Raw genomic sequence first — 23,884 nt, 5'->3', positions numbered from 1 at the left:
TCCAGCGAGATCGTGCCCGTAGGATCAGTGCATGCCGCTGTCCGACAACGAACTCGAACGGCTGTTCGCCGACCTGGAATCGGACCGAGTGGAGCGCAAGGAGTCAGCCCACGCGGTCGACAAGATCGGCCAAGCAGTGTGCGCTTTCGCCAACGACCTTCCTGGTCACCGGCAGCGTGGTGTGCTCTTCATCGGCGTCAAGGACAACGGCGACCACGCGGGGCTCGTCATCACCGACCAACTGCTGCAGAACCTCGCTTCGCTGCGTGACCAGGGAAATCTCCTCCCACCACCGTCGTTGACCGTGCGCAAGGTCGTACTGGGTGGCAGGGACTTGGCGGTGGTGGAAGTCGAGCCGAGCACCGCCCCGCCGGTCCGCTACAAGGGGCAGATCTGGATCAGAGTCGGCCCTCGCCGGGGTTTGGCCAATGGGGATGACGAGCGCAGGCTCAATGAACGCCGACGCTCACTGGACGCGCCGTTCGACGTACGACCGCTGGCGGGCGCGACCCTCACCGACCTCGATCAAGATCTCTTCACTGACACCCTGGTGCCGTCGCTAGTGCCACCGGCGGTGCTGGCGGCCAACGGTCGCACGACCGGACAGCGCATGGCGGCGCTCAGGCTCACCACGGCGGAGGGGGTGCCGACCGCGGCTGGTCTGCTCACAGTGGGGCGAGATCCTCTTGGCTTCCTTCCCGGCGCCTACATCCAATTCCTCCGAGTCGCCGGGCAGGACCTCACCGATCCGATCGTCGACGAGAAGCGGCTCGATGGTCCACTGCCTACTTTGCTGAGCAGACTCGACGAACTGCTCACGATCAACATCAGGGTCGCTGTCGACATCACCGGCGGGCCTCTGGAGTCGCGAACTCCAGACTACCCGGTCGCCGCGCTCCAGCAGATCGTCCGCAACGCGGTCATGCACCGGACCTACGAGTACACGCACTCACCGGTCCGGATGACGTGGTATCAGGACCGGATCGAGGTGGTCAGCCCGGGCGGTCCGTTCGGCGTGGTCACCACCGCGACTTTCGGCAACGGGATCACCGACTACCGCAATCCGACCCTGGCGGACATGATGCACGGGCTTGGGTACGTCCAGCGGTTCGGCGCGGGTATCCCGATCACCCGCAAGGGCCTAGCCGACAACGGCAACCCGCCACCGGAGTTCGAGGCGACGGAATCGCACGTCGCCGTGACCATTCGAGGCAGGTCGTGAGCGCACCGATCATCACGTTCTTCAACAACAAGGGCGGCGTCGGCAAGACCTCACTCGTCTACCACATCGCGTGGATGATGGCTGACCTCGGCAAGAGGGTGGTGGTCGCCGATCTCGACCCCCAGGCGAACCTCACCACGGCGTTCCTCACCGAGGACGAGATCGAGCGGCTCTGGTCGGGAAGTGGTCCGCGACTGACGGTCTGGGGCACGATCCGGCCGTTCCAGGAGGGCGAAGGCGGCCTCGGTGCGAGCACCCTCACCCCCACCGGCGACGACCGGCTCGGCCTGCTCGCGGGTGATCTCGATCTGTCGGCGTTCGAGGACGACCTCAGCGCCAGCTGGCCCAAGTGCCTGGATGGTGATCCCCGGGCGTTTCGCATCATCTCGGCCTTCTGGTCAGTGCTGCAGAACGCGGCCAGGCAACACCACGCGCACTACGTGCTGGTCGACGTCGGGCCCAGCCTCGGTGCCATCAACCGGGCGGCGCTCGTGGCCTCGGACTTCGTGGTGATCCCGGTCGCTCCCGACCTGTTCAGCATGCAGGGATTGCGCAACCTCGGTCCCGCGTTGCAGAAGTGGCGCACGGGGTGGCGCCAACGACTGCACATGCGCCCGGAGAACCTCGCCTTGCCGGAGGGGGAGATGGCAGCCCTGGGCTACGTCGTCCTCCAGCACGGTGTCCGGCTCAATCGGCCGGTCCAGGCGTACCAACGGTGGATTCGGCAGATCCCGGAGGTGTTCCGCGGCTCCGTACTCGGTTCGCCCGACCCCACCGTGCCCGACATCGACCAAGATCCGTACTGCCTCGGGCAACTCAAGCACTACCGCAGCCTGGTGCCACTGGCTCAAGAGGCGCGCAAACCGATCTTCTTCCTGACCCACGCCGACGGTGCGTACGGCGGTCACCTGCTGGCCGCGCGCGACGCGCACGGCGATTTCGCGATGATGGCCGAACGCATCATGGACCGGGTTGTCGAAGTGACCCAAACGCACCCGGCGTGAGGGGGCAGACTGGTCCCGTGCGCACGCATAGCCCTGGGGACCTGGCGCGGTTGTTGCCCGCCCTGATCGCGGTGTTCGCGCTGCTGGCGTGCACCACGACGGTGCCGGGGCAGGCGGTGGGCCAGGGCGGGGTGGCCAAGGGCGAGGGGGGCACCGGCAGCGGTGTCGACGTGTCCTTCGTGCACAACACCGACGGTGGGGACATCGATCGGCTGGCGGCGACGGTGGTCACCGACGTGCAGGCGTACTGGACGGCGACGTTCCCGCCGACCTTCGGCAAGGACTACGCGCCGCTCAAGGGCGGGTTCTACTCCGTGGACACGGCCGACGCCGACAGCAAGGCGCCGCCGTGCGCGAACAAGGCCACCGAGGTCGAGGGCAACGCGTTCTACTGCCCGGACGCCGACGTGATCGCGTGGGACCGGGCGGCGCTGCTGCCGGTGCTGCGGGACCGCTTCGGTGAGGCGGCGGTGATGCTGGTGCTGGCGCACGAGATGGGGCACGCGGTGCAGGACCGCACCGGCAGCGGCATCGACGAGCGCAAGGCGGACCCGGCCAGGTACCCGACGATCCTGATCGAGGCGATGGCCGACTGCTACGCCGGGTCGTTCGTGCGCTGGGTGGTCGACGGCAAGGCCGCGCACCTGACCATCGCCAAGGACCGGCTGGACACCGCGCTGGAGTCGCTGATCAGCTTCCGGGACCCGATCGGCACCGAGCAGCAGGACCGGGGCGCGCACGGCGACGCCTTCGACCGGGTCTCGGCCTTCCAGGACGGCTACGAGCAGGGCGCGGCGACCTGCTCGAAGATGACCGTGGACAACCGGGTGTTCACCCTCAGCGGGTTCATCGACGCCGGTGACCAGGCGCGCGGCGGCAACCTGGAGTTCGCGCAGATGGTGGAGTCGGTGACGCTGGGCCTCGACGGGTTCTACGCGGCGCTGCTGCCGACGCTGGGCAAGCAGTGGACCGCGCCGAAGGTGGTCGAGTCGAGCGGGCCGCCGACCTGCGACGGCACCAAGCAGGGGCCGGTGGCGTACTGCCCGGTGGACAAGTCGGTGCAGGTCGACGTGCGCAAGGAACTGCCGGAACTGCACGCGGACATCGGCGACTACGCGACCGGCACGCTGATCGCGAGCCGCTACGGGCTGGCCGCGTTGGCCGCGGCGGGCAAGCCGCTCAAGGGCGCGGACGCGCAGCGCTCGGTGAATTGCCTGGCGGGCGCGTTCACCCTGTCGCTGTTCGTCACCCGGCCCCGGCTGCTGTCCCCCGGTGATCTCGACGAGGCCGTCCAGGTGCTGCTGGACTACGACTACGCGGCCCGCGACGTGGACGGTGCGGCGCCTGCGGCGGGCTTCGACCGGGTGCGCGCGTTCCGCCAGGGGTTCACGGAGGGTGCTCAAACGTGCGGCCTTTCGTGACTTAGCGCGAACCGCGTACGGGGCGGGCCGGTGCCCGGTTACCCTCTCCCGGAGATCAGGTCGGACGGCTCGGGTAGGGGTTGCGGTGCGGGTTCTTGGTGCGCGGGCGCGGGTCGTCGCCGCCCTTGCGGTGGCCGGGGTTCTCCTCGTGCAGCTCGGCGGGTGCGCTGGGCAGCCGATCCAGGGCAGGGCGCGCGGCGTCGGCGACATCGACGCGGGCACCGCGGCCGGGATCCCGGTCAACAACGACGGCCCGACCGGCCCGAAGAAGGGCGCGGCGGACGCGACCCTGCAGGTGGAGAACGCCGACGGCGGCGAGATGGACCGGCTGGCGGTCAACGCCCTGTCCGACATCTACGCCTACTGGTCCGAGCGGATGCCCGCCGACTTCGACGGCCAGCGGTTCGAGCCGATCAAGCGGCTGGCGTCCTACGACTCCAAGGGCAAGGCCATCAAGCTGTGCGGCCAGAGCACCGCGGACCTGGTGAACGCGTTCTACTGCAACGCCGACGACAGCGTCGCCTGGGACCGGGGCGTGCTGCTGCCCATGCTGGACAAGCAGTTCGGCCCGATGTCGGTGGTCGCGGTGCTCGCCCACGAGATGGGCCACGCGGTGCAGTTCCGGCTCGGCGCCAAGAGCGGCATCACCCAGACGACGCCGACGATCATCAAGGAGCAGCAGGCCGACTGCTACGCGGGCGGCTTCTTCCGCTGGGTCGCCGAGGGCAAGGCCGAGCACTTCGACGTCAACACCGGCAAGGGCCTCAACCACGTCCTGGCCACCATGTTCTTCATCCGCGACCCCGCCGGTCTCTCGGCCAGCAAGCAGGGCGCCCACGGCCTGGCCTTCGACCGGGTCTTCGCCTTCCAGGCCGGGTTCTCCGAGGGCCCCACCCGCTGCGCGCGGATGAACCAGGACGAGATCAACACCCGCATCGCCGAGAAGGAACGCGGCGAGACCGAGATGGAGAACTCCCGCAACGGCGACGTGGAGTTCGACAACGAGAAGGTCCAGGACCTCCTCAAGGCCAGCCTCGACGAGGCCTTCAAGCGCACCGGCGCCAACCCGCCCGCCATCACCTACAACGGCGCCAACTGCAAGAAGGGCAACTCCACCCCACCGGTGTCGTTCTGCCCGGACTCGAACACCGTCGCCATCGACCCGGACGCCATGGAGAAGATCGCCACCCCACCGAAGCGCGGGCAGGAGCCCGGTGTGGACGGTGCCGGGATCGGGGACTTCGCGGCGTTCGCGGAAATCGCTTCGCGGTACTCGCTGTCGATCCAGAAGGCGGTGGGGGTGTCGCTGGAGGGCGACAAGACAGGGCTGCGGACTGCTTGCCTGACTGGGGCGTGGGCGAAGTTCACTGACCTCGCTGGGACTTCCAACCAGAGCAAACTCCGCTTGGCGGTGGGCGACCTGGACGAGGCGGTCGCGGAACTCTTGCAGGACAACAGCCTCATCGCGGCCGACATCAACGGCAAACAGGTCCCCTCCGGCTTCGCCCGAGTAGAAGCCTTCCGCATCGGCTACTTCGAAGGCGACAAAGGCTGCGCGAACCAGTTCAGCTAGGCAGTGTGCTTCACCGGCATCGGACTGGTTGTCCACAACGGGCCGATTTGTCCACAGGGTCGACTTTCAGCCTCTCTTGCCTTGCGTTCCCTTGGGTAGGCTGTGTATTCGGGGGTCTTTGGGGCGGGTTGATCTTGGCTGCCGTGGGCGGGTAGGCGTTGAGCTGGGGATCTCCGGCTTTCGGGCCTTCGCTTCGCTGCGGTAGACGCCTCGGCTGCGCCATCGACTTGACGCGAGAATGCGAAGAGCTCGATGGGGTGAACTTATTTTGTGCGGGGCCCCTGGACCACCCTGGGAAGGGCTAAAAGCAGGGGGCCACAGAGCGGCCCTCCCCTGCCCCTGTCGACGCTACGGGTGGTCCTCCCCCACACAAAACAAGTCCACCCCATCGAGCCGGCCTGGCACCAGCGCCTTCGGTGGAGCGCGGGGCGGGCCAACGTCGTCGGCGGGTGCTTGGGGGCCAACGTTGTTGGCGGGTGTCCTGGGGCCAACGTTGTGGGGTCTTCGCCAGTCGTTGGCGGGTGGGGTGGGACTGGGCGTGGGGACCTGGTGGAGCGGGGCGTGGGGAGGCGGTTGGGCTTGGTGGGGGGGGGGGTGGGAAAGACGAAGGCCCGCACCGGGAAGGGTGCGGGCCTGGGGGTGGAGAGAGGGTTAGAACAGGGCGCTGGCTAGGTCTCGGCGGGCCTTGGCCACGCGGGGGTCGTCCGGGGCGAAGAGGTCGAACAACGAGACCAGGTGGGTTCGGGCCTTGTCGCGGTCGGGGCCTGCGGAGCGGCGGACGGCGGCGATGAGGCGGGTGAAGGCTTGTTCCACCTGTTGGCCGGCGACCTCCAGGTCAGCGGCGGACAGCTGGGCGTCGACGTCGTCCGGGGAGATGTCGGCGCGGACGATGACGGAGGGGTCCGTGGCCTGGGCGCGGGCGAGGAACTGGACCTGGGCCAGGGCGGCCTTGGCCTCGGCGTTGTGCGGTTCGGCGGCGAGGATGGCCTGGTAGCCGGCTTCGGCGGCGGTGAAGTCACCCAGGGCCAGGGCGTTCTCGGCGACGGTGAAGCGTTCGTCCTCGGGTTCGGCGACGGGCTCTTCGCCAGCGGGGGCGGCGGCTTCGGCGGCGCGGATGCCGGGGAGGCGGTCGCGGAGGGCGTCGAGGATGGAGTCGACCCACTGGCGGACTCGGTCTTCCGGGGGGACGTCGTTGAAGGCGTCGACCGGTTGGCGGCCCGCGATGGCGATCACCATGGGCACGGCCTGGGCGCCGAAGAGCTGGGCGACGCGGGGGCTGGTCTCGACGTCGACCTTGGCCAGGCGCCAGGAGCCGTTGTCCTGGGCGGCGAGCTTCTCCAGGGTGGCCAGCAGTTGGGTCGACTGCGCCGACCAGCCCGCGACCAGGGCGACGACGACCGGCACCTGGGTCGAGTACTCGACGACCTCGGACTCGAAGTTGGCCTCGGTGACGTCGATGACGGCGCTGGTGGCGGCCGGGGTGGACGGGTGGGTGCCCGCCGTGGGCGGGGACGTCTTCGCGGCGTCGGCGCGCGCCTTGAGGGCGGACAGGTCTACGGCCCTGGACAGGGCGGCCGACAGCGCGGCGGTCTGGCGTGGATCTGGCCTGGTCACCTCCTCATCCTGGCATGCCTGCCCGCACCACGTCCGGCCTACCGCCCAACCCCGGCGGGCCGGGCCATCCGCCCTGGTGGCGACCGATCCGGCGGCCCTACAGCTCGACCCCGGCCAGCGCGGCCAGGCGCCGCTCCGGGGCGAGGGCCATCGGGTTGGGGCGCATGACGTCGTTGGTCAGGGTGATGCGCAGCGCGAGCGGGGCGAGCAGGGTGGCGAAGCGGGTGGTGGCCTGGTCGCCGAGTTCGAGCCACGGCGCGGCGGCGGCCTCGTCGGTGAGGTCCTCAACGGACTGGCGCAGCTCGGCGCCGAACTCGGTCAGCACCCCAGGCGCGGCCAGCAGGTCGCGTTCCAGCAGCCGGTTCTCCGCCGCCGCCCACTCCCCCTCCGGCACGTTCCGGGCGGCCTGCAGGTACCCGGCGGTGAGACCGCGGTCCGCCGCGAACGCCACCAGGGCCTCGACCGGGTCCAGCCCGGCGGTCACCAGCGCGGCGACGTGCCCGTCCCCCCGGGACTCGCGCAGGGTCGTGGCGACCTGCCACAACGCGAGGTGCGGCTGTTCCGGCAGCGCGAGAGCGGCGTTGGCGGCCCCTAGCGGCCTACCGGCGGTCGGGATCCACTCGACGACCGCGCGGGCCAACTCGGCCGCCTCGGCCACGTCCGACCCCTCGACGACCTCGTCACCGAGCAGCCGCCGCAGCGCCCCGTCGACCCCGCGCAGCCGGGCGGCGAGGAACTCCGCGGGCTCGGCGACCGACCAGGCGGCGGGCAGCTGCCGCAGCACCCGGGAGGGGTGGAACGTGTAGAACAGGCTGGTCGCCAACCACCCGGGCGCGGCGCCGAGCGGGGCGGCCCGGGTGCCGAAGTAGCCCATCCACCGGCCCTTGCAGCCCAGCGCGTCGGTCTCGGCGATCGCCTCGGGGGTGAAGTAGGTGACGGCGTGGTACGGCTCGAAGCACTCCCAGAGCGTGCGCGGCTCCACAGCGGCTCCCCGTGTCGTAGGCATCCAGTCGTAGGTGGTCCGATAGTAGGACGCCCGACTATCGCGCGTCACCCTCAGTCGGCGAGGTACTGCTCGACCCGGTCGACCTTGGCGGTGAGCTGGCCGGTGTGCCCGGGGCGGATGTCGGCCTTGAGCACCAGGCTGACCCGGGGGTAGTCGGCGAGCAGCACGTCGGTGGCCCGCTTCACCACCGCCATCAGCTCGTCCCACTCGCCCTCCACGATGGTGTACATGGCGGTGAGCTGGTGCGGCAGGCCGGACTCGCGGACCACCCGCACCGCCTCGGCTACGGCGGGGCCGACGGTCTCGGACTCCCCGCCGAGCGGGCTGACGCTGAACGCGATGAGCATGCGGACTCCTCGGGACGCGGGCGGTGCCAGCACACTATCCGGGCACCCCCGGCGAACCCCACTGGTAGCTTCAACTCCCATGAGGCCGCGCTCGTTGCCGTTCGACCCGATCGCCCGCGCGGCGCAGCTGTGGGGGGATCGCATCGGCGACGCCACCACCATGGCGGCCGTGACCAGCGTCATGCGCGTGCAGCAGATCCTGCAGTCCGCGGTGGACGCCGCGCTCAAGCCGCACGGGCTGACCTTCGCCCGCTACGAGGCGCTGGTGCTGCTGACCTTCTCCAAGCGCGGCAGCCTGCCGATGCGGGTGATGGGTGAGCGGCTGCAGCTGCACCCGACCAGCGTCACCAACATCGTCGACCGGCTGGAGGCCGACGGGCTGGTCCGGCGCACCCCGCACCCGACCGACCGGCGCACCACGCTGGCCGAGATCACCGACGCGGGCAGGCAGCGGCAGGCGGAGGCGACCGAGGCGGTGACCGCGGTGGACTTCGGGCTGCGCGGGCTCACCGAACGCCAGACCACCCAGCTGACCGACCTGCTGGCCAAGGTCCGCCGGGCGACGGGCGACTTCCAGGACTAGACCGACGGCTGGCCCTGGACGTCCCGGGGGGATCCACCAGCGGTGTCCGGGCCACGCCGACCGGCGCACCGCGGTGGATCAGGAACGGATCAGAAGCGGATCAGGGCCGGGTCAGGCGGCCGGGCGCAGGCGCAGCGCGAGGCCGATGCCCGCCGGGGTGGCGGAGTCGTCGAGCTTGCCGGTGCGCAGCGCCCACCGCTCGAAGACCAGTGTCGCGAATGGAGGGACGCTGCCCGCCAGCGCCCAGAAGGCGGTCCAGCGGCTCCACCGCAGCTGCCGGGCGGTGACCGCGGTCACCACGAGGTAGGCGACGAACACCACACCGTGCACGGGGCCGAACACCTTGACCCCGATGTCACCGAGACCGGTGGCGTACTTGAAGAACATGCCGACGAGCAGACCGATCCAGGAAACGGCCTCGGCGAGCGCGACGACGCGGAAACGACCAGCTGGCGTGAACATGCCTCCAGTGTGGAGCGTGAGCGCGCTCACCCCCCGTCAGCCCCACCCCCACAGTGGCACTAGCCACATGTCCGCCTCCCCGCATTTTTGGTGTGGTGGCGTAGCGGGGAAATAGTCACGTCGCGTGGTCGTCCGTGGCCGGCTACCGTCACGGTCCCCTGAGGTTGCGTGCCCTTAACTTTCTTCCCAGGTGAAGACCCTTGATGCGATGAAGGACACAACGAGGGTGAAGCCGAGCAGGACGCCGCAGGGCAGCAGCAGGGCCTCGGCTCCCTTGCCGCGCACCAGGAAGTCGGTCACGCCGTCGTTCATGTGCCGCAGCGGGAACACCTGCGACACCGTCTGCAGCCACTTGGGCGCCAGGTCGATCGGGAAGAACGTGCCGGACAGGAACGCCATCGGCAGCACGACGATGTTGGCCGCGCCGGTGGCCGCCTCCTCGGTCTTGCAGAACGCGCCGACCAGCATGCCGATGGCGAAGAACGCGAGCACGCCGGAGAGGAACACCGGGATCGACAGCCACCAGGTGCCCGAGAGGGTGAGCCCGAACACCGGCAGCAGCGCGACCCCGATGAACAGCAGCGCCTGGGTGACCGCGACGCCGATGGTGACCACGACCCGCGAGGTGAGGATCGGCGTGATGCCGATGGGGGCCAGCCGCAGCCTGCGCAGCACCTGCTTGCGCCGCCAGTTGACCAGGGTGATCGCCGCGCCGAACACCGCGGTGACCGCGATGCCCCAGCTCAGGATGCCCGGGGTCAGGTACTGGATGGACTTGAGCGAGGAGTCCTCCACCTGCTCGGCCCGGAAGTCGTACTTGGGCGGCTGACCGCTGGCGGCCACGTTGAGCTGCTGGGTGACGCCCGCCACCAGTCCCTGGACGGTGCCCGCCTTGGCCTGGTCGCTGGCAGCGAAGCGCAGCACGACGGTGGTGCCGGTGGCCTCGACCAGGCCGGGCAGGTCACCGTCGCGGACCTTGGCCTCGCCCTCGGCGGCGGTGGCGAAGCGCTCCAGCTCCACCACCCCGGAGCGCTCCAGCGCGGTGATCACCTCGCCGTCGCCGTACGCGCCGAGCTTCATCTTCTCGGCGCCGATGTCGCGGAAGAGCAGGCCGAAGATGACCAGGAACATCAGCGGGAAGACGAAGGCGAAGAACAGGGTGGCCTTGTCGCGCACGAAGCCCTTGGCCATCGCGATCGCCAGGCTCTTGAAGGGGCCCTTCACGCGCGGTACTCCCGTCCGGTCAGGTGGAGGAAGACGTCCTCCAGGGTGGCGGTCCGCACCTGCAGGCCGTCGAGGGTGCCGCGCTCGGCGAGCGCGGTCAGCAGCGGCGCCGGGGTGCGGGTGGTGATGGTCAGCGACTGCTCGTCGGCGCTGACGTCGTCGGCCCCGGGCAGCGCGGCGGCGTCGGACTCGGTGAGGGCGCCGCGTTCGAGGGTGATCCGCGCCGGGGCGTCCAGGCCGCGCACCAGGGCGGCCGGTGTGTCCATGGCGAGCACCTTGCCGTGGTCCATGATGGCGACCCGGTCGCACAGGATCTCGGCTTCGTCGAGGTAGTGCGTCGTGTAGACGATCGTCTTGCCGCGCTCGCGGATGGCCCGCAGCACGTCCCACAGGTTGCGCCTGGCCTGCGGGTCGAGCGCGGCGGTCGGCTCGTCGAGGAACACCACGTCCGGGTCGTGCACCAGCGCGCAGGCGATGGACAGCCGCTGCCGCTGGCCGCCGGAGAGCTTGTCCTCGCGGGTGTTCGCCTTGTCGGTGAGCCCGACCAGCTCCAGCATCTCCGCCGCGCGGGCGGGGCCGACGCCGTAGAGCGCCGCGAACGTCTCCAGCTGTTCGCGCGCGGTGAGCTTGTCGAAGAACGCCGACGCCTGGAGTTGCACGCCGATCCTGGGCAGCAGGGCGACCTTGCGCGGGAACGGGTCGATGCCCAGCAGCCGCACCGAACCGCGGTCCGGTTCGCGCAGGCCCTCCATGATCTCCAGCGCGGTGGTCTTGCCCGCGCCGTTGGGGCCGAGGATGCCGAAGAACTCGCCGTGGTCGACGGTGAACGACACACCGTCCACGGCGCGCAGGTCGCCGTAGGACTTGTGGATGTCGTCGACGACGATCGCCTCGGCACCGGAGCTGGTCATGCCGCCGAACCTAGTACCCCCGGCGGTGGTCCAACCACCCTTCCCCGGTAACGGCCGCGATGACCTCGTCCGCGGCGCGGTAGGGGTCGAGCGATCCGGATCGGACTTCGGCGGCGAAGCGGTCAAGCAGGTCACCGCGCAGCTCGCCGAGCCGGGCGCGCAGCTCCCGGACCGCGACGGACTCGACCTCGGCGCGGGCCCTGGCGAGGCGGCGCGCGGCGAACTCGCCCCTGGCGGCCGCCCACTCGTGGTGCGACTCGATCGCCGCGACCAGCCCGTCGATGCCCTCGGCGCGCGCGGCGACGGTCATGACCACCGGGGTGCGCCAGCTCGGGCCGCGGATCTCCCTGCGCCCCAACGAGATCGCGTGCTTGAGCTCGCGCGCGGTGGTCTCGGCGCCGTCGCGGTCGGCCTTGTTGACGGCGAACACGTCGGCGATCTCCAGGATGCCCGCCTTGGCCGCCTGGACACCGTCGCCCGCGCCGGGGGCCAGCAGCACCACCGCGCAGTCGGCGAGCGCCACGATGTCCACTTCGGACTGTCCAACCCCGACGGTCTCGATGAGCACGACGTCGAACCCGGCGGCGTCGAGCACGCGCACCGCCTGCGGGGTGGCCACGGCGAGACCACCGAGGTGCCCCCGGGTGGCCATCGACCGGATGAAGACGTCCTGGTCGGCCGCGTGCGCGCCCATCCGGACCCGGTCGCCGAGCAGCGCGCCGCCGGAGAACGGCGAGGACGGGTCGACCGCGAGCACGCCGACCCGCTGGCCCTTGGCGCGGTAGGCCGACACCAGGGCGGAGGTGGTGGTGGACTTGCCGACGCCGGGCGGGCCGGTGAGCCCGATGACCCTGGCCCGACCGGTGTGCGGGGCCAGGGCCCGCGCGACCTCGCGCAGGCGCGGGCTGTCGTCCTCCACCAGGGAGATCAACCGGGCGACCGCGCGCGGCTCACGGGCGAGCGCGCGGTCGACCAGGTCGGCGACCGGAAGGTCCCGGACCAAGGGCTAGGCCTTCGGCACGCTGATGATCAGGGCGTCGCCCTGGCCACCGCCGCCGCACAGCCCGGCCGCGCCGATGCCGCCGCCGCGCCGCTTGAGCTCGTAGGCCAGGTGCACGACCAGGCGGGCGCCGGACGCCCCGATCGGGTGGCCGAGGGCGATGGCGCCGCCGTTGACGTTGACGATCTCCGGGTCGACGCCCAGCTGGCGGGTGGAGACCACGCCGACCGCGGCGAACGCCTCGTTGATCTCGACCAGGTCCAGGTCGCCCGCGGCGATGCCCTGCTTGGCCAGCGCGGCCTTGATGGCGTTGGACGGCTGCTCGTGCAGGCTGGCGTCCGGCCCGGCGACGACGCCGTGCGCACCGATCTCGGCGATCCAGCTCAGGCCCAGCTCCTCGGCCTTGGCCTTGCTCATCACCACGACCGCGGCGGCGCCGTCGGAGATCTGCGAGGCGGACCCGGCGGTGATGGTGCCGTCGCTGGCGAACGCGGGGCGCAGCTTGGCCAGGCCCTCGGTGGTGGTGTCCGACCGCACGCCCTCGTCGGTGTCGAACACGACCGGGTCGCCCTTGCGCTGCGGGATGCTCACCGGGGCGATCTCGTCGGCGAAGCGGCCCTCGGCGATGGCGGCGGCGGCGCGCTGGTGCGAGGCCGCGGCGAAGGCGTCCTGCTCCTCGCGGGTCAGCTCGTAGCGGGAGTTGTGCTTCTCGGTCGAGGCGCCCATCGCGACCTGGTCGAAGGCGCAGAACAGGCCGTCGTGCGCCATGTGGTCGAGCAGCGTCACGTCGCCGAACTTGAAGCCGGAGCGGGACTTGGGCAGCAGGTGCGGCGCCTGGGTCATCGACTCCTGCCCGCCAGCGGCCACGATCTCGAACTCGCCCGCGCGGATCAGCTGGTCGGCCAGCGCGATCGCGTCGAGGCCGGAGAGGCAGACCTTGTTGATGGTCAGCGCGGGGACGTCCATCGGGATGCCCGCGGCGACGGCGGCCTGCCGGGCCGGGATCTGGCCCGCGCCCGCGGTGAGGACCTGGCCCATGATCGTGTACTGCACCTGGTCCGGTCGCACGCCCGCGCGCTCCAGCGCGGCCTTGATCGCGACACCGCCGAGCTGCGCGCCGGTGAAGTCCTTGAGCGAGCCGAGCAGGCGACCGATCGGGGTGCGGGCCCCGGCGACGATGACGGATCCGGACACAGCGGTCTCCTAAGCGATGCGAACGGGCGTTAACGTGGACCATACTCGCGGCCGGGCGGTTTGCCACGCGTCGGTGTGAGCAGCCGCACAGGCCGTCATTACCCGCCAGTAGAGAGGGCGTATCCTCCCGTCATGCGCGATGCAGTCGCTCCCTTTGTCGTAGCCGTCGACCACGTCGGGATCGCCGTGCCGGATCTCGACGCGGCCATCGCCTTCCACCGAGAGCACTTCGGACTGGAGTCGGTGCACGAGGAGGTCAACACCGAGCAGGGCGTGCGCGAGGCGATGCTGCGCGCCCCCGGTGACGACGGGTCCGGCACCGCGGTGCAGCTGCTGGCGCCGCTCGACGAGAACTCCACCATCGCCAAGTTCATCGGCCGCAGCGGTCCTGGCCTGCAGCAGCTCGCCTACCGGGTGACCGATGTGGAGGCCGCGGCGGCGGCGCTGCGGGCAGCCGGGTTGCGGCTGCTCTACGACGCGGCCAAGCACGGCACCGGTGGCAGCCGGGTCAACTTCGTGCACCCGAAGGACGCGGGCGGCGTGCTGGTCGAACTGGTGGAGCCCGCCCCCGGGCACTGAGTCCCAGGAGCGGGCCCCGCGGCTAGCGGACGCCGTTCATCAGCTTGCGCACGAACGGGGTCAGCGCGGCCATGACCACGCCGAGCCCGATCGCGACGGCGCCGAGGATGCCGAAGTACGCGGGCTCGGAGTCGGCCGTGTAGTACTCGGCGAGCGCGCCCGCGACGGAGCTGCCCAGCGCCAGCGACAGGTAGAACAGCGCGACCATCTGCGCGGTGTAAGCGCGCGGGGCCAGCTTCGTCGACAGCGATAGGCCTACCGGCGACAGGCAAAGCTCGCCGAGCACGAAGATGATCAGCACGAGGACCAGCAGCAGCGGCGGGACCACGTGCTCGCCCTGGTTGAACCCGAGCAGCGCCATCACCAGGAACGCCACACCCATGAAGCTCACGCCCAGTGCGAACTTCACCGGCGTCGGCGGCTGCCGCTCCCCCAGCCGGACCCACAGCGCGGCGAACACCGGCGCTAGCAGCACCACGAACAGCGGCTCCACCGAGTTGAACCACGACGGCGGGATCTGCCAGCCGAACAGGTCCAGGTCGACCCGCTCCTCGGCGTAGATCGCCAGCACGGTGAACTGCTGCTGGAACAGCGACCAGAACCCGAAGCTGACCAGGAACATCGGGATGAACGCGAGCACCCGCTGCCGCTCGACCCGGTCGACCTGCTTGCTCAGCAGCAGCACCGCGAACAGCGCCACGGCGGCGGTGGCGATCACCCAGGTCACGATGGTGGCCAGGTTGTCCGGGTTCACCACGCCGGTCAGCACGAGCACCACGACGGCGGCGACACCGATCCCGATGACGGCGAACGCGCGCACCTTGCCCAGGCCGTCGAGCGGGTTGGGCACGACCTTGCCGGACTCGGGCAGGTTCTTGCGCCCCAGGGTGTACTGCGCCAGACCGATCGCCATGCCGACCGCGGCGAGGCCGAAGCCCCAGTGGAAGCCCCACCGGGTCTGCAGCAGGCCGGTCAGCAGCGGGCCGACCAGGGCGCCGAGGTTGATGCCCATGTAGAAGATGGAGAACCCGGCGTCGCGGCGCTCGTCCCCGTCCTCGTAGAGCGCGCCGACCAGCGTCGTCGCGGTGGCCTTCAGGCCGCCAGAACCGATCGCGACGCAGATGAGTCCAACCGCGACACCCGCGACACCGGGCAGCACGGCCAGCGCGACGTGGCCGAGCAGGATCAGGACACCGCTGTAGAACAGCGTGCGCTCGGGACCGAACAGCCGGTCGGCCACCCACGAGCCCGCGATGGTGGCGAGGTAGACCGAACCGCCGTAGGCCCCGACGATCCCCGCCGCGGTGGCCTTGTCGATCGCCAGGCCGCCCTCGGCGACGGAGAAGTACAGGTAGTACAGCAGGATCGCCTGCATGCCGTAGTAGGAGAAGCGCTCCCACATCTCGGTGCCGAACAGGTTGGCCAACCCCCGCGGGTGGCCGAAGAACCCCCGCGCCTGCTCGCCCTCGGTAGCCGTAGTCACCGTCGGTACGTCCTTTTCACCAGGTGTGGCCACACCGCCACACATCAACCGCGGTGGACGTGCCACCACCTCGGCGCTATGACACCCACCGTTCCGTTTCTGGAAACCTCCAACCAGTGTGACGTCCATCTCGTCACTCTCCAACCGCAGCTCAGTGCGGTCCCTCCACAGTGGAACCGGCGGTCCGCACGGGCCGTGCTGTCAGTCACATCGGCGCGCTCTGAATCGCTACTCATGAGTAACGTCCCGCGCACCCGCTGGTCAGACCAACCCAGGAGGTCCGCCGTGCAGAAGATCCTCGACGCGATCCAGGCAGGCGAGTCGGCCGCCGTCGGCTCGCTGCCGGTGCCCGAGCACTACCGGGGGATCACCGTGCACGCCGACGAGGTCGAGATGTTCGACGGGCTGGCGGCCAAGGACAAGGACCCGCGCCGCTCGCTGCACCTCGACGAGGTCGCCACCCCGGAGCTGGGCCCCGGCGAGGCCCTGGTCGCGGTGATGGCCAGCGCGATCAACTACAACACCGTGTGGACCTCGATCTTCGAACCGGTCTCCACCTTCAAGTTCCTCGAGCGCTACGGCAAGGTGTCGCCGCTGGCCAAGCGGCACGACCTGCCCTACCACGTGGTCGGCTCGGACCTGGCAGGCGTCGTGCTGCGCACCGGGCCCGGCGTGCACAACTGGAAGCCGGGCGACGAGGTCGTCGCGCACTGCCTGAGCGTCGAGCTGGAGGGCCCCGACGGGCACGACGACACGATGATGGACTCCGAGCAGCGCATCTGGGGCTTCGAGACCAACTTCGGCGGCCTCGCGGAGCTGGCGCTGGTCAAGTCCAACCAGCTGATGCCCAAGCCCGCCCACCTCACCTGGGAGGAGGCGGCCTCGCCCGGGCTGGTCAACTCCACCGCGTACCGGCAGCTGGTCTCGCGCAACGGCGCGGCGATGAAGCAGGGCGACGTCGTGCTGATCTGGGGCGCGTCCGGCGGTCTCGGCTCGTACGCCACGCAGTTCGCGCTCAACGGCGGCGCCATCCCGGTGTGCGTGGTGTCCAGCCAGGAGAAGGCGGACATCGCGCGCAAGATGGGCGCCGAGCTGGTCATCGACCGCAGCGCCGAGGGCTACCGGTTCTGGAAGGACGAGCACACCCAGGACCCGCGCGAGTGGCAGCGGTTCGGCGCCAAGATCCGGGAGCTGACCGGCGGCGAGGACCCGGACATCGTCTTCGAGCACCCCGGCCGGGAGACCTTCGGCGCCTCGGTCTACGTCGCCAGGCGCGGCGGCACGATCGTCACCTGCGCGTCCACCTCCGGGTTCCTGCACCAGTACGACAACCGGTACCTGTGGATGAACCTCAAGCGGGTCATCGGCTCGCACTTCGCGAACTACCGCGAGTCGTGGGAGGCCAACCGGTTGATCGACAAGGGTTTGGTGCACCCCACGCTGTCGAAGACCTACCCGCTGGCCGAGACCGGGCAGGCCGCGCTCGACGTCCACCGCAACGCCCACTCGGGCAAGGTCGGCGTGCTGTGCCTGGCCCCGGAGGAGGGCCTGGGGGTGCGCGACCAGGCCAAGCGCGAGCGGCACCTGAGCGCCATCAACCGCTTCCGCGGCGTGTGATCGACTCCCCCGGCGGCCGCGCCTTGGGCCCGCGACCGCCGGGGGTTCCAGTCGTCGACCGCTCACCGATCTACTCGCGAGTGGTCCATCCGGGGCAGGTAGCGTGGTCACATGGGCTTGGGTGAGGAACGCGATCTCGTACCGCTCGGTGCCGGTTTCGACATCACCAAGCGGGGCTACAGCCGCGCGCAGGTGGAGGAGCACCTCGAGCGGCTCGACGCCGAGCTGCAGCTGCTGCACGCCGACCGCAACGCCGCGGTGTCGCAGGCGACCGACCTGGCCAAGCAGCTGGAGTCCGCCCGCGGCGAGATCAGCGACATGCGCGGCCAGGTCGACCGGCTCTCCCAGCCGCCGACCACCCTCGAGGGCCTCAGCGAGCGGCTGCAGCGGATGCTGCGGCTGGCCACCGAGGAGGCCCAGGAGACCAGGGCCCGCGCCGACGCCGAGGCCAACGGCATCCGCGCCAAGGCCGAGGCCGACGCGGGCGCGCTGCGGCAGCGCTACGAGGGGCTGATCGCCGAGCTCGACGCCCGCCGCGCCGCCATGGAGGCCGAGCACCGGGGCGTGGTCGACAAGGCCCGCGCCGACGCTGAGCAGACCGTCGGCGCCGCGCGCGCCGAGGCCGCCCGGCTGGAGTCCGAGTCCGAGCGCCGCCGCACCACCGTCGAGGAGGACTTCGACATCGCGATGTCGGCGCGGCGCACCGAGTCGATGCGGGCGCTGGCCGAGCAGGAGGCCACCAGCAAGTCCGAGGCCGAGCGCCGGGTCCGCGAGGCCACCGAGGAAGCCAACCGCCGCCGCCACGACGCCGCGACCGAGGCCACCGCCCGGCTGCAGGAAGCCACCTCCGAGGCGCACCGCCGGGTCCGCGAGGCCACCGAGGAGGCGAACCGGCGGATCAGCCACGCCGCCCAACGGGTCGCCGCGCTGCGCGCCCTGCGCGCCAGGGTCGCCGACCAGCTGCACTCGGCCCGCGACCTCATCGCCGACGCCCACGTCCAACTCGCCGACGCGGCTCCGGTCCTCGACCCGCTGCCTGAGGAGCGGGCCACGCCCAAGACGATCGATGGCAGCCCTGCTGACGAGTCCCCGACCCAGGCGATGCGGCCGGTGGTGGGGCCGCCGAAGGAGCATTGGGAACCGGCGGAGGTTGAGCCGGAGCGTGCTCCGGCGGCGCAGCAGGGTCGGCCTGCTGAACCGTCCACCCCGGCGGCGTCTCCGGCCGCGTCGCCTGCTGATCGGACGCAGAAGCTCGCCCGCCCCACTCCAGCCGCGCGCCGCTGAGTCCACAGTGGAGTCCACCGTGCGCTTCAGCCGCTTCGCCACGGCCTTCATGGTCGACGACCCAGCCGCCTGCCGGGACTTCTTCGTCACGCACCTCGGCGCGACCGTGCTGGTGGACCTCGGCTGGTACGTCGACATCGGCCACCCGTCCGACCCGTCGTTCACCATCGACTTCGTCCACCGCGACCACGCCGCGATGCCCGACCAGGTCCGCACCGCGACGACCGGAACCGTGCTGGCCCTGGTGGTCGACGACGCACACGACCTGGAGTCCCGCCTGGCAGCCGCGGGTGTGGAGATCATCGCCGAGTGCCGGGACGAACCGTGGGGGCAACGCCACTTCTTCATCGCCACCCCGGGCCCCGTGGTCGAGTTCGTCCAACAAATACCACCCGACCAGTCCTGGTTGGCCGCCAACGGCCTGTGATCAGGTACCGCGCCCACCCCACTCCCGCCGCAGGCCGCTGGGTCGCGGTGGAGGTGAGTCTCTTCTGGGTAGCGCGCCTTGGTGGAGGAGCGTGTGGGCCAACGTCGTTTGGCGGATGTCTTGAGGCCAACGCTGTCGGCGGGCGTTTGGGGCCGACGTTGTCAGCGGCGTTCCCCGAGGTTGTGAAGGCGGTGGCTAGTCGCCGATGTCTTCGGACCAGAGGGTGGGGTGGGTGGCTATGAAGGTGGTCATCATGTCGACGCACTCGGGGTCGTCGAGGACGGTGATGGTGGTGCCGTGGGCGGCTAGCCAGTCGTGGCCGCCGGTGAAGGTTTGGGATTCGCCGACGAGGACGGCGGTGATGCCGAATTGGCGGATCAGGCCGCTGCAGTACCAGCACGGTGACAGGGTCGTCACCATCGTCGTGCCGCGGTAGGAGCGGCGCCTGCCCGCTGCGCGGAACGCCGCTGTCTCGCCGTGGATGGTGGGGTCGTCGTCTTGGACGCGGCGGTTGTGGCCGCTGCCCCACAGGTCGCCGTCCGGGCCGAACAGGGCGGCGCCGACGGGGATGCCGCCGGAGGCCAGTCCCTTCCGCGCCTCGCGCACCGCGACGGCCAGCATCTCGTCGGTACCCACGCGACCTCCAGGTGTGACCCAGATCCCGCGACCTCTGGTCGCGCCGGTCGTTGTCCTGGTTGAGTCTACTGGCAAGTAGCCACCCGGGAGGGACCATGACTGCCTACCAAACCGTGGTCGTCGGCACTGACGGCTCCGATTCGTCCTTCCGCGCCGTGGAGCGCGCTGCGGTGATCGCGGCGGACAGCGGGGCGACGCTGGTCATCACCTCCGCCTACCAGCCCAGGGCGGGCCGGGAGGTGGAGCGGGCCCAGGACGCGCTCGGGGCCGATGTCGCCTACCAGGTCGTCGGGTCGGCACCGGCCGAGGAGTCGGTGCGGGCGGCGGCCGAGCGGGCCAGGAAAGTGGGCGCGACCAGCGTCGAGACCGTCGTCGTCGCCGGTGATCCGGTGCCCGCGTTGGCCAAGGTCGTCGCCGATCGCCGGGCGGACCTGCTCGTCGTGGGCAACCGGGGCCTCAACACGCTCGCCGGTCGGATCCTGGGGTCCGTACCCGCGGAGGCCGCGCGCAAGGCCGGGGTGGACGTGCTGATCGTGCACACGACCTGACCCGACTTTCTGTCGACAAGGGTCTGGTCATAGCACCGGGTGATAGCGCAGACTTCAGCACCCGCGCACGGAGATCGGTGCGCGGCCACCCCAGGCATCGGTACAGCGAGCTGTGCCGAGCCTGCAGGCCCGCGATCCGCCGCGCACCAGCAGGGCACGGCGACGTCCGAGTCAGCCGCCGCTCCCCTGCACCCGGGGCGGCGCGCTCGGGAGTTGCGGACCACCCCCGGTCCGAGCCCTTGTGGGCGGGGCTCGGACCGGGGAACCCGCTAAGCGCGCTCGGTCAGCCAGGGCACAACAGCGGCAGCGAACGCGTCCGGCGCCTCTACCGGCGGCAGGTGACCGACGCCCGGTAGGACTACCAGCGATCCGCGCGTGAGGTCGGCCAACTCCTCCCCCAGCGAGACCGGCATCAAGCCGTCAGCGTCACCGTGCACGACAAGCGTGTCGACGTTGGTCGCACGCAACGTGTCCCGCGAGTCCGGCCGAGCCGCCATCGCACGTTGCGTCCACGCGACCGTGGCGGGTGACTGTTCCTCTAGCCACCCACGCACCTGCCCGTGCACGGCAGCACTACCGAGGACAGGCAGCATCGTGTCCGCGAGCCACGGCACGATCCCCTCTTGCTCTGCCCGTTCCGCGATGGCGAGCCGGTTCGCAGCGGCCTCCTCGGTGTCCGCGGGGGCCTTCGTGTCGACGAACAGCAGCCCCGCGACCCGCTCGGGCGCGGCGCGCAACAACGCCATCGCGACGTACCCGCCCATAGAGCAGCCGCCGACGATGGCGCGGTCTATGGCCAGCGAGTCCAGCAGCGCGATCGCGTCGGCGGCGACCACGTCCAGCGACGGCACGGCCGTCCCTAGCGGTGACCGGCCGAACCCGCGCTGGTCCGGGGTGATCAGCCGGACGTGCTCGGACAGGGCGTCGCGGGTCGCGTCCCACATCCGGGCGTCGAGCGGGAAGGCGTGGAAGAGCAGCAGTGGCGGCACGGAGCCCATTGTGGCCCGGTCAGCTCGCGGTCAACGGCCCGGACTCCACCCGGCGCACCGCGTCCTCGCCCGCCAGCTCCGCGCGGTGCTGCGGGTTGGCCAGGTAGAACCGCAGCGCGTGCAGGACGACGAGCTGGTCGAGGTTGAGGGTGCGCATCGGCACCGCGCACACCAGGTCCGGCCCGAACCTGACCGCGACCTTGCGCATCCGGTCCCCGGTGACGTCGTGGTCGCGCGCGGCCAGGCCCAGGTAGTTCTGGCTCAGCGCGCCCTTGGTCCGCCCGACCCGCAGCGCGAGCGGCCGCACCTCGGTGATCGTCGTCCACGGGACCCGCACGACCGGCCGCACCCAGGTCAGCACCACGTGCTCGGGGGTGAGCACGATGCCGGAGTCGCCCTGCTTGCGGGTCAGCGCGAACACCCCGGCGGCGAGCAGCAGCAGGCCGAGCAGCCCGAGCACCACCCCGGCGAACACGGCCAGCCCCCCGCCGCCCGCGATCAGCAGGCCGCCCGGCACGGCGAGCGCGAGCCCGATCAGCACCAGCACCACCCCGGCGGCCACGGTCGCCGGGCGGGTCGGCAGCAGCAGGCCAGCCGCGCCGTCGGTCTCGACGGTCGCGGCCGCCCCGGTGGGCGCCCCCGCCGGGTTGGGTGATCCGTCGGTCTTGCGCCAGGGCTGGGGACACGGCAGGGCGTGGACTCGATCCATGATGACCATGGAATCGCACGAGGTGTCGGTACCGCCAGCTACCGTCGGCGGCATGCGTGTTATCCGCACCGAACGGCTGAGCCTGCGGCCGCTGGTGGCGGCGGACCTGCCGACCGTCACGGCCATCCAGGGCGACCCGGCGACGGCCCGGTTCCGGCCCGGCGGGGCCAGCCCGCCCGCCGAGTGCGCCGAGAACCTGGCGGCCTGGGTCGCGCACTGGCGGGCGCACGGCTTCGGCTACTGGGCGGTCGAGCACGGCGGCGAGGTGGTCGGGCTCGGCGGTCTGCAGCACGGCGAGTTCGAGGGCGCGCGGTACCTGAACCTGTACTACCGGTTCCGCCCGTCGGCCTGGGGCAAGGGGTACGCGCCGGAGATGACCCTGGCGGCGATGGCCTGGGCCGCCGAGGCCCACCCGCACCTACCGGTGTGGATCGTGACCACTGTGGACAACACCCCCGCCCAGCGGGTCGCGGAGAAAGCCGGTTTCCGCGAGACCCACCAAGGCGACTACCGCGGTGCCCTGTCCCGGTTCTACACCTGGGGCGGGAGCGCGGCGGAGGACAGTTAGCGCCAACCGCCGTTGCGGCCGTTGACGTCCACTGCGGCAGGTAGCCGGATGTCGCCCTCGGTGACGCCCGCGTCGGAGAACGTCGCCATCTCGGCGAGGATCCGGGCGGCCATGGTCACCAGCGGCAGCGCGGCGACCGCGCCGGTGCCCTCGCCGAGGCGCAGCTCCAGGTCCAGGACCGGCGTGAGGTTGAGCTGCTCCAGCACCAGCGTGTGCGCGGGCTCGACGGACTTGTGGCCCGCCACCCACCACTCGGAGGCCCCCGGGGCGAGTTCCTCGGCGACAAGCGCGGCCGCGCCGGAGACCAAGCCGTCGAGGATCACCGGGGTCTTGCGGACGGCGGCCTGGGCGAGGAACGCGGCCATCGCGGCGATGTCGGCGCCGCCGACGGTGCGCAGCAGGGCGACCGGGTTGGCGCTGACCCGGCGGGCCCGGCGCAGCCCGTCGCGGATGGCGACGGCCTTGCGCATCCAGGCCTCGTCGTCGATGCCGGTGCCCCTGCCGACCACGGCGACCGGCTCGGCACCGGCCAGCGCGGCGATGATGATCGAGGCGGGGGTGGTGTTCGCGATGCCCATGTCGCCCGCGACCAGCAGGTCCGCGCCCGCGTCGACCTCTTCGTCGGCGATGGCCCTGCCCGCGGCGATGGCGGCGTAGATCTCGTCGTCGGTGAGCGCGTCGACCCGGTCGACCGAGCCGGACGAGCGGCGCACCTTGTGCGCGGTGACCTGCTCGGGGAACTCCGCGTCGGTGTCCACCCCGAGGTCGAGCACCCGCACGGTGGCCCCGGCGACCGCGGCCATGACGTTGATCGCGGCGCCGCCGGTGAGGAAGTTGGCCACCATCTGGCCGGTGACCTCGGCCGGGAACGCCGACACCCCGTGCGCGGCGACCCCGTGGTCACCGGCGAAGACGATCACCCTGGGCCGGGCGAACGGGCGCGGCGGGCACTGCCCCTGGCAGGCCGCCACCCAGACGCCGAGCTCCTCCAGCCTGCCAAGCGACCCGGCGGGCTTGGTGAGCGTCAAGTGGCGCGCCACCGCAGCCCGGTGCGCCTGGGCGTCCGGGGTGGGGATGTGCGGGAACTCGGTGCTCACCCTGCTACCTCCACGTCGCTCGGTCGTGTCACCCGCAGAGCCTGCCAGAGCGGACCGGGCCCACCGCACCCCGGGCTGGCGCGCCAGACGCTGGGCTACCGTGGTCGCGTGAGCTTGCGCTGGCGCTACGAGGACGAATCCGGCACCCCGGTCACCGGCCCCGACGTGGACTTCCCCGACCAGGACACCGCCGAAGCCTGGTTCGGCGACGCCTGGGCAGGCCTCCTCGCCACCGGCGTGGCCCAAGTCGTCCTCTTGGACTGCGACACCGAGCTCTACGGCCCGATGAGCCTGCACCCCCCAGCCTGAGCCAGCCCCCTGGTCCGCTGGTCCCCTGGGTGGGACGTTCACCGGTTCCCCACGTGCCGCCGCTAACCTGGTGACCT

The 23,884-nt window shown here is 71.2% G+C and carries 25 protein-coding genes; 12 read left to right on the top strand and 13 right to left on the bottom strand.

Features of this window, described 5'->3' with window-relative positions; translation table 11 throughout:
* Window positions 1–31 precede the first annotated feature (31 nt).
* From LV79_RS26180 to LV79_RS26165, 4 genes are all read left to right on the top strand, one after another.
* Complete coding sequence (locus LV79_RS26180; protein ID WP_253840890.1) at window positions 32–1,222, top strand: RNA/DNA-binding domain-containing protein; 1,191 nt, start codon at window positions 32–34, stop codon at window positions 1,220–1,222.
* Window positions 1,219–2,226, top strand: coding sequence for a ParA family protein (locus LV79_RS26175; protein ID WP_253840889.1), 1,008 nt, complete (start codon window positions 1,219–1,221; stop codon window positions 2,224–2,226). Before LV79_RS26180 ends, LV79_RS26175 begins: the two co-directional genes overlap by 4 nt.
* Window positions 2,227–2,243: 17 nt before the next feature.
* Window positions 2,244–3,647: a neutral zinc metallopeptidase gene (locus LV79_RS26170; RefSeq protein WP_253840888.1), complete on the top strand. Its 1,404-nt coding sequence runs from the start codon at window positions 2,244–2,246 to the stop codon at window positions 3,645–3,647.
* Between the two features lie 85 nt (window positions 3,648–3,732).
* Window positions 3,733–5,220, top strand: a complete 1,488-nt coding sequence (locus LV79_RS26165; RefSeq protein ID WP_253840887.1) for a neutral zinc metallopeptidase — start codon at window positions 3,733–3,735, stop codon at window positions 5,218–5,220.
* A 651-nt stretch (window positions 5,221–5,871) separates the two neighbouring features.
* Here the strand turns inward: LV79_RS26165 and LV79_RS26160 are convergent.
* The 3 genes from LV79_RS26160 to LV79_RS26150 all read right to left on the bottom strand — a co-directional run bounded on the left by LV79_RS26160 (window position 5,872) and on the right by LV79_RS26150 (window position 8,187).
* Window positions 5,872–6,834: a tetratricopeptide repeat protein gene (locus tag LV79_RS26160; protein WP_253840886.1), complete on the bottom strand. Its 963-nt coding sequence runs from the start codon at window positions 6,832–6,834 to the stop codon at window positions 5,872–5,874.
* 97 nt (window positions 6,835–6,931) lie between these two features.
* The gene (locus LV79_RS26155) at window positions 6,932–7,840 is read right to left on the bottom strand and encodes an SCO6745 family protein (protein ID WP_253840885.1); all 909 of its coding nucleotides are present in this window, start codon (window positions 7,838–7,840) and stop codon (window positions 6,932–6,934) included.
* 50 nt (window positions 7,841–7,890) lie between these two features.
* Complete coding sequence (locus tag LV79_RS26150; RefSeq protein ID WP_253840884.1) at window positions 7,891–8,187, bottom strand: MTH1187 family thiamine-binding protein; 297 nt, start codon at window positions 8,185–8,187, stop codon at window positions 7,891–7,893.
* A gap of 79 nt (window positions 8,188–8,266) precedes the next feature.
* Here LV79_RS26150 and LV79_RS26145 point away from each other — a divergent pair, with 79 nt between their 5' ends.
* A complete protein-coding gene (locus LV79_RS26145; protein ID WP_253840883.1) occupies window positions 8,267–8,770 on the top strand; it encodes a MarR family winged helix-turn-helix transcriptional regulator in 504 nt (167 codons plus the stop codon).
* A 111-nt stretch (window positions 8,771–8,881) separates the two neighbouring features.
* Here LV79_RS26145 and LV79_RS26140 read toward each other — a convergent pair whose 3' ends face one another.
* The 5 genes from LV79_RS26140 to LV79_RS26120 form a co-directional block, all read right to left on the bottom strand.
* Window positions 8,882–9,232, bottom strand: a complete 351-nt coding sequence (locus LV79_RS26140; protein ID WP_253840882.1) for a DUF3817 domain-containing protein — start codon at window positions 9,230–9,232, stop codon at window positions 8,882–8,884.
* A gap of 174 nt (window positions 9,233–9,406) precedes the next feature.
* A complete protein-coding gene (locus tag LV79_RS26135; protein WP_253840881.1) occupies window positions 9,407–10,456 on the bottom strand; it encodes an ABC transporter permease in 1,050 nt (349 codons plus the stop codon).
* On the bottom strand, window positions 10,453–11,367 hold the full coding sequence (locus LV79_RS26130) for an ABC transporter ATP-binding protein (RefSeq protein WP_253840880.1): 915 nt from the start codon (window positions 11,365–11,367) through the stop codon (window positions 10,453–10,455). The genes LV79_RS26135 and LV79_RS26130 overlap by 4 nt, the downstream gene beginning before the upstream one ends.
* Before the next feature lie 10 nt (window positions 11,368–11,377).
* Window positions 11,378–12,370 carry a methylmalonyl Co-A mutase-associated GTPase MeaB gene (gene meaB / locus LV79_RS26125; RefSeq protein WP_253840879.1) on the bottom strand — a complete coding sequence of 331 codons (993 nt, stop codon included), beginning with the start codon at window positions 12,368–12,370 and terminating at the stop codon, window positions 11,378–11,380.
* A 3-nt stretch (window positions 12,371–12,373) separates the two neighbouring features.
* Window positions 12,374–13,561 (bottom strand): acetyl-CoA C-acetyltransferase, encoded by a 1,188-nt coding sequence (locus LV79_RS26120; RefSeq protein ID WP_253840878.1) that lies wholly within the window; start codon window positions 13,559–13,561, stop codon window positions 12,374–12,376.
* Window positions 13,562–13,693: 132 nt separating this feature from the next.
* On the opposite strand from LV79_RS26120, the gene mce reads away from it, so the two are divergent.
* On the top strand, window positions 13,694–14,140 hold the full coding sequence (gene mce, locus LV79_RS26115) for a methylmalonyl-CoA epimerase (protein WP_253840877.1): 447 nt from the start codon (window positions 13,694–13,696) through the stop codon (window positions 14,138–14,140).
* Between the two features lie 22 nt (window positions 14,141–14,162).
* On the opposite strand, the gene LV79_RS26110 is transcribed toward mce, so the two are convergent.
* Window positions 14,163–15,623, bottom strand: coding sequence for a peptide MFS transporter (locus LV79_RS26110; RefSeq protein WP_253840876.1), 1,461 nt, complete (start codon window positions 15,621–15,623; stop codon window positions 14,163–14,165).
* A 285-nt stretch (window positions 15,624–15,908) separates the two neighbouring features.
* Here LV79_RS26110 and ccrA point away from each other — a divergent pair, with 285 nt between their 5' ends.
* The 3 genes from ccrA to LV79_RS26095 all read left to right on the top strand — a co-directional run bounded on the left by ccrA (window position 15,909) and on the right by LV79_RS26095 (window position 18,951).
* Entirely contained in the window at window positions 15,909–17,240 is a 1,332-nt protein-coding gene (gene ccrA, locus LV79_RS26105; RefSeq protein ID WP_253840875.1) for a crotonyl-CoA carboxylase/reductase, read from the top strand.
* A gap of 111 nt (window positions 17,241–17,351) precedes the next feature.
* A complete protein-coding gene (locus LV79_RS26100; protein WP_253840874.1) occupies window positions 17,352–18,524 on the top strand; it encodes a coiled-coil domain-containing protein in 1,173 nt (390 codons plus the stop codon).
* A 19-nt stretch (window positions 18,525–18,543) separates the two neighbouring features.
* A complete protein-coding gene (locus LV79_RS26095; RefSeq protein WP_253840873.1) occupies window positions 18,544–18,951 on the top strand; it encodes a VOC family protein in 408 nt (135 codons plus the stop codon).
* Window positions 18,952–19,146: 195 nt separating this feature from the next.
* On the opposite strand, the gene LV79_RS26090 is transcribed toward LV79_RS26095, so the two are convergent.
* Window positions 19,147–19,572: a nucleoside deaminase gene (locus tag LV79_RS26090; protein WP_253841201.1), complete on the bottom strand. Its 426-nt coding sequence runs from the start codon at window positions 19,570–19,572 to the stop codon at window positions 19,147–19,149.
* Between the two features lie 110 nt (window positions 19,573–19,682).
* On the opposite strand from LV79_RS26090, the gene LV79_RS26085 reads away from it, so the two are divergent.
* Window positions 19,683–20,135: a universal stress protein gene (locus LV79_RS26085; protein ID WP_253840872.1), complete on the top strand. Its 453-nt coding sequence runs from the start codon at window positions 19,683–19,685 to the stop codon at window positions 20,133–20,135.
* Window positions 20,136–20,404: 269 nt separating this feature from the next.
* Here LV79_RS26085 and LV79_RS26080 read toward each other — a convergent pair whose 3' ends face one another.
* On the bottom strand, window positions 20,405–21,133 hold the full coding sequence (locus LV79_RS26080) for an alpha/beta fold hydrolase (RefSeq protein ID WP_253840871.1): 729 nt from the start codon (window positions 21,131–21,133) through the stop codon (window positions 20,405–20,407).
* A 10-nt stretch (window positions 21,134–21,143) separates the two neighbouring features.
* Entirely contained in the window at window positions 21,144–21,833 is a 690-nt protein-coding gene (locus LV79_RS26075; protein WP_253840870.1) for a hypothetical protein, read from the bottom strand.
* Between the two features lie 52 nt (window positions 21,834–21,885).
* Between LV79_RS26075 and LV79_RS26070 the strand changes: the two genes are divergently transcribed.
* Window positions 21,886–22,401, top strand: a complete 516-nt coding sequence (locus LV79_RS26070) for a GNAT family N-acetyltransferase (RefSeq protein WP_253840869.1) — start codon at window positions 21,886–21,888, stop codon at window positions 22,399–22,401.
* Here LV79_RS26070 and cobT read toward each other — a convergent pair.
* A complete protein-coding gene (gene cobT, locus LV79_RS26065; protein ID WP_253840868.1) occupies window positions 22,398–23,498 on the bottom strand; it encodes a nicotinate-nucleotide--dimethylbenzimidazole phosphoribosyltransferase in 1,101 nt (366 codons plus the stop codon). The two genes, LV79_RS26070 and cobT, sit on opposite strands and share 4 nt — an antisense overlap.
* Window positions 23,499–23,606: 108 nt before the next feature.
* On the opposite strand from cobT, the gene LV79_RS26060 reads away from it, so the two are divergent.
* Entirely contained in the window at window positions 23,607–23,807 is a 201-nt protein-coding gene (locus LV79_RS26060; RefSeq protein WP_253840867.1) for a hypothetical protein, read from the top strand.
* The last annotated feature ends 77 nt before the right edge of the window (window positions 23,808–23,884 follow it).

It is taken from the genome of Actinokineospora globicatena (assembly GCF_024171945.1).
In the GTDB taxonomy this organism is placed as follows: domain Bacteria; phylum Actinomycetota; class Actinomycetes; order Mycobacteriales; family Pseudonocardiaceae; genus Actinokineospora; species Actinokineospora globicatena.
This window is presented reverse-complemented; position numbering and strand designations above follow the sequence as displayed.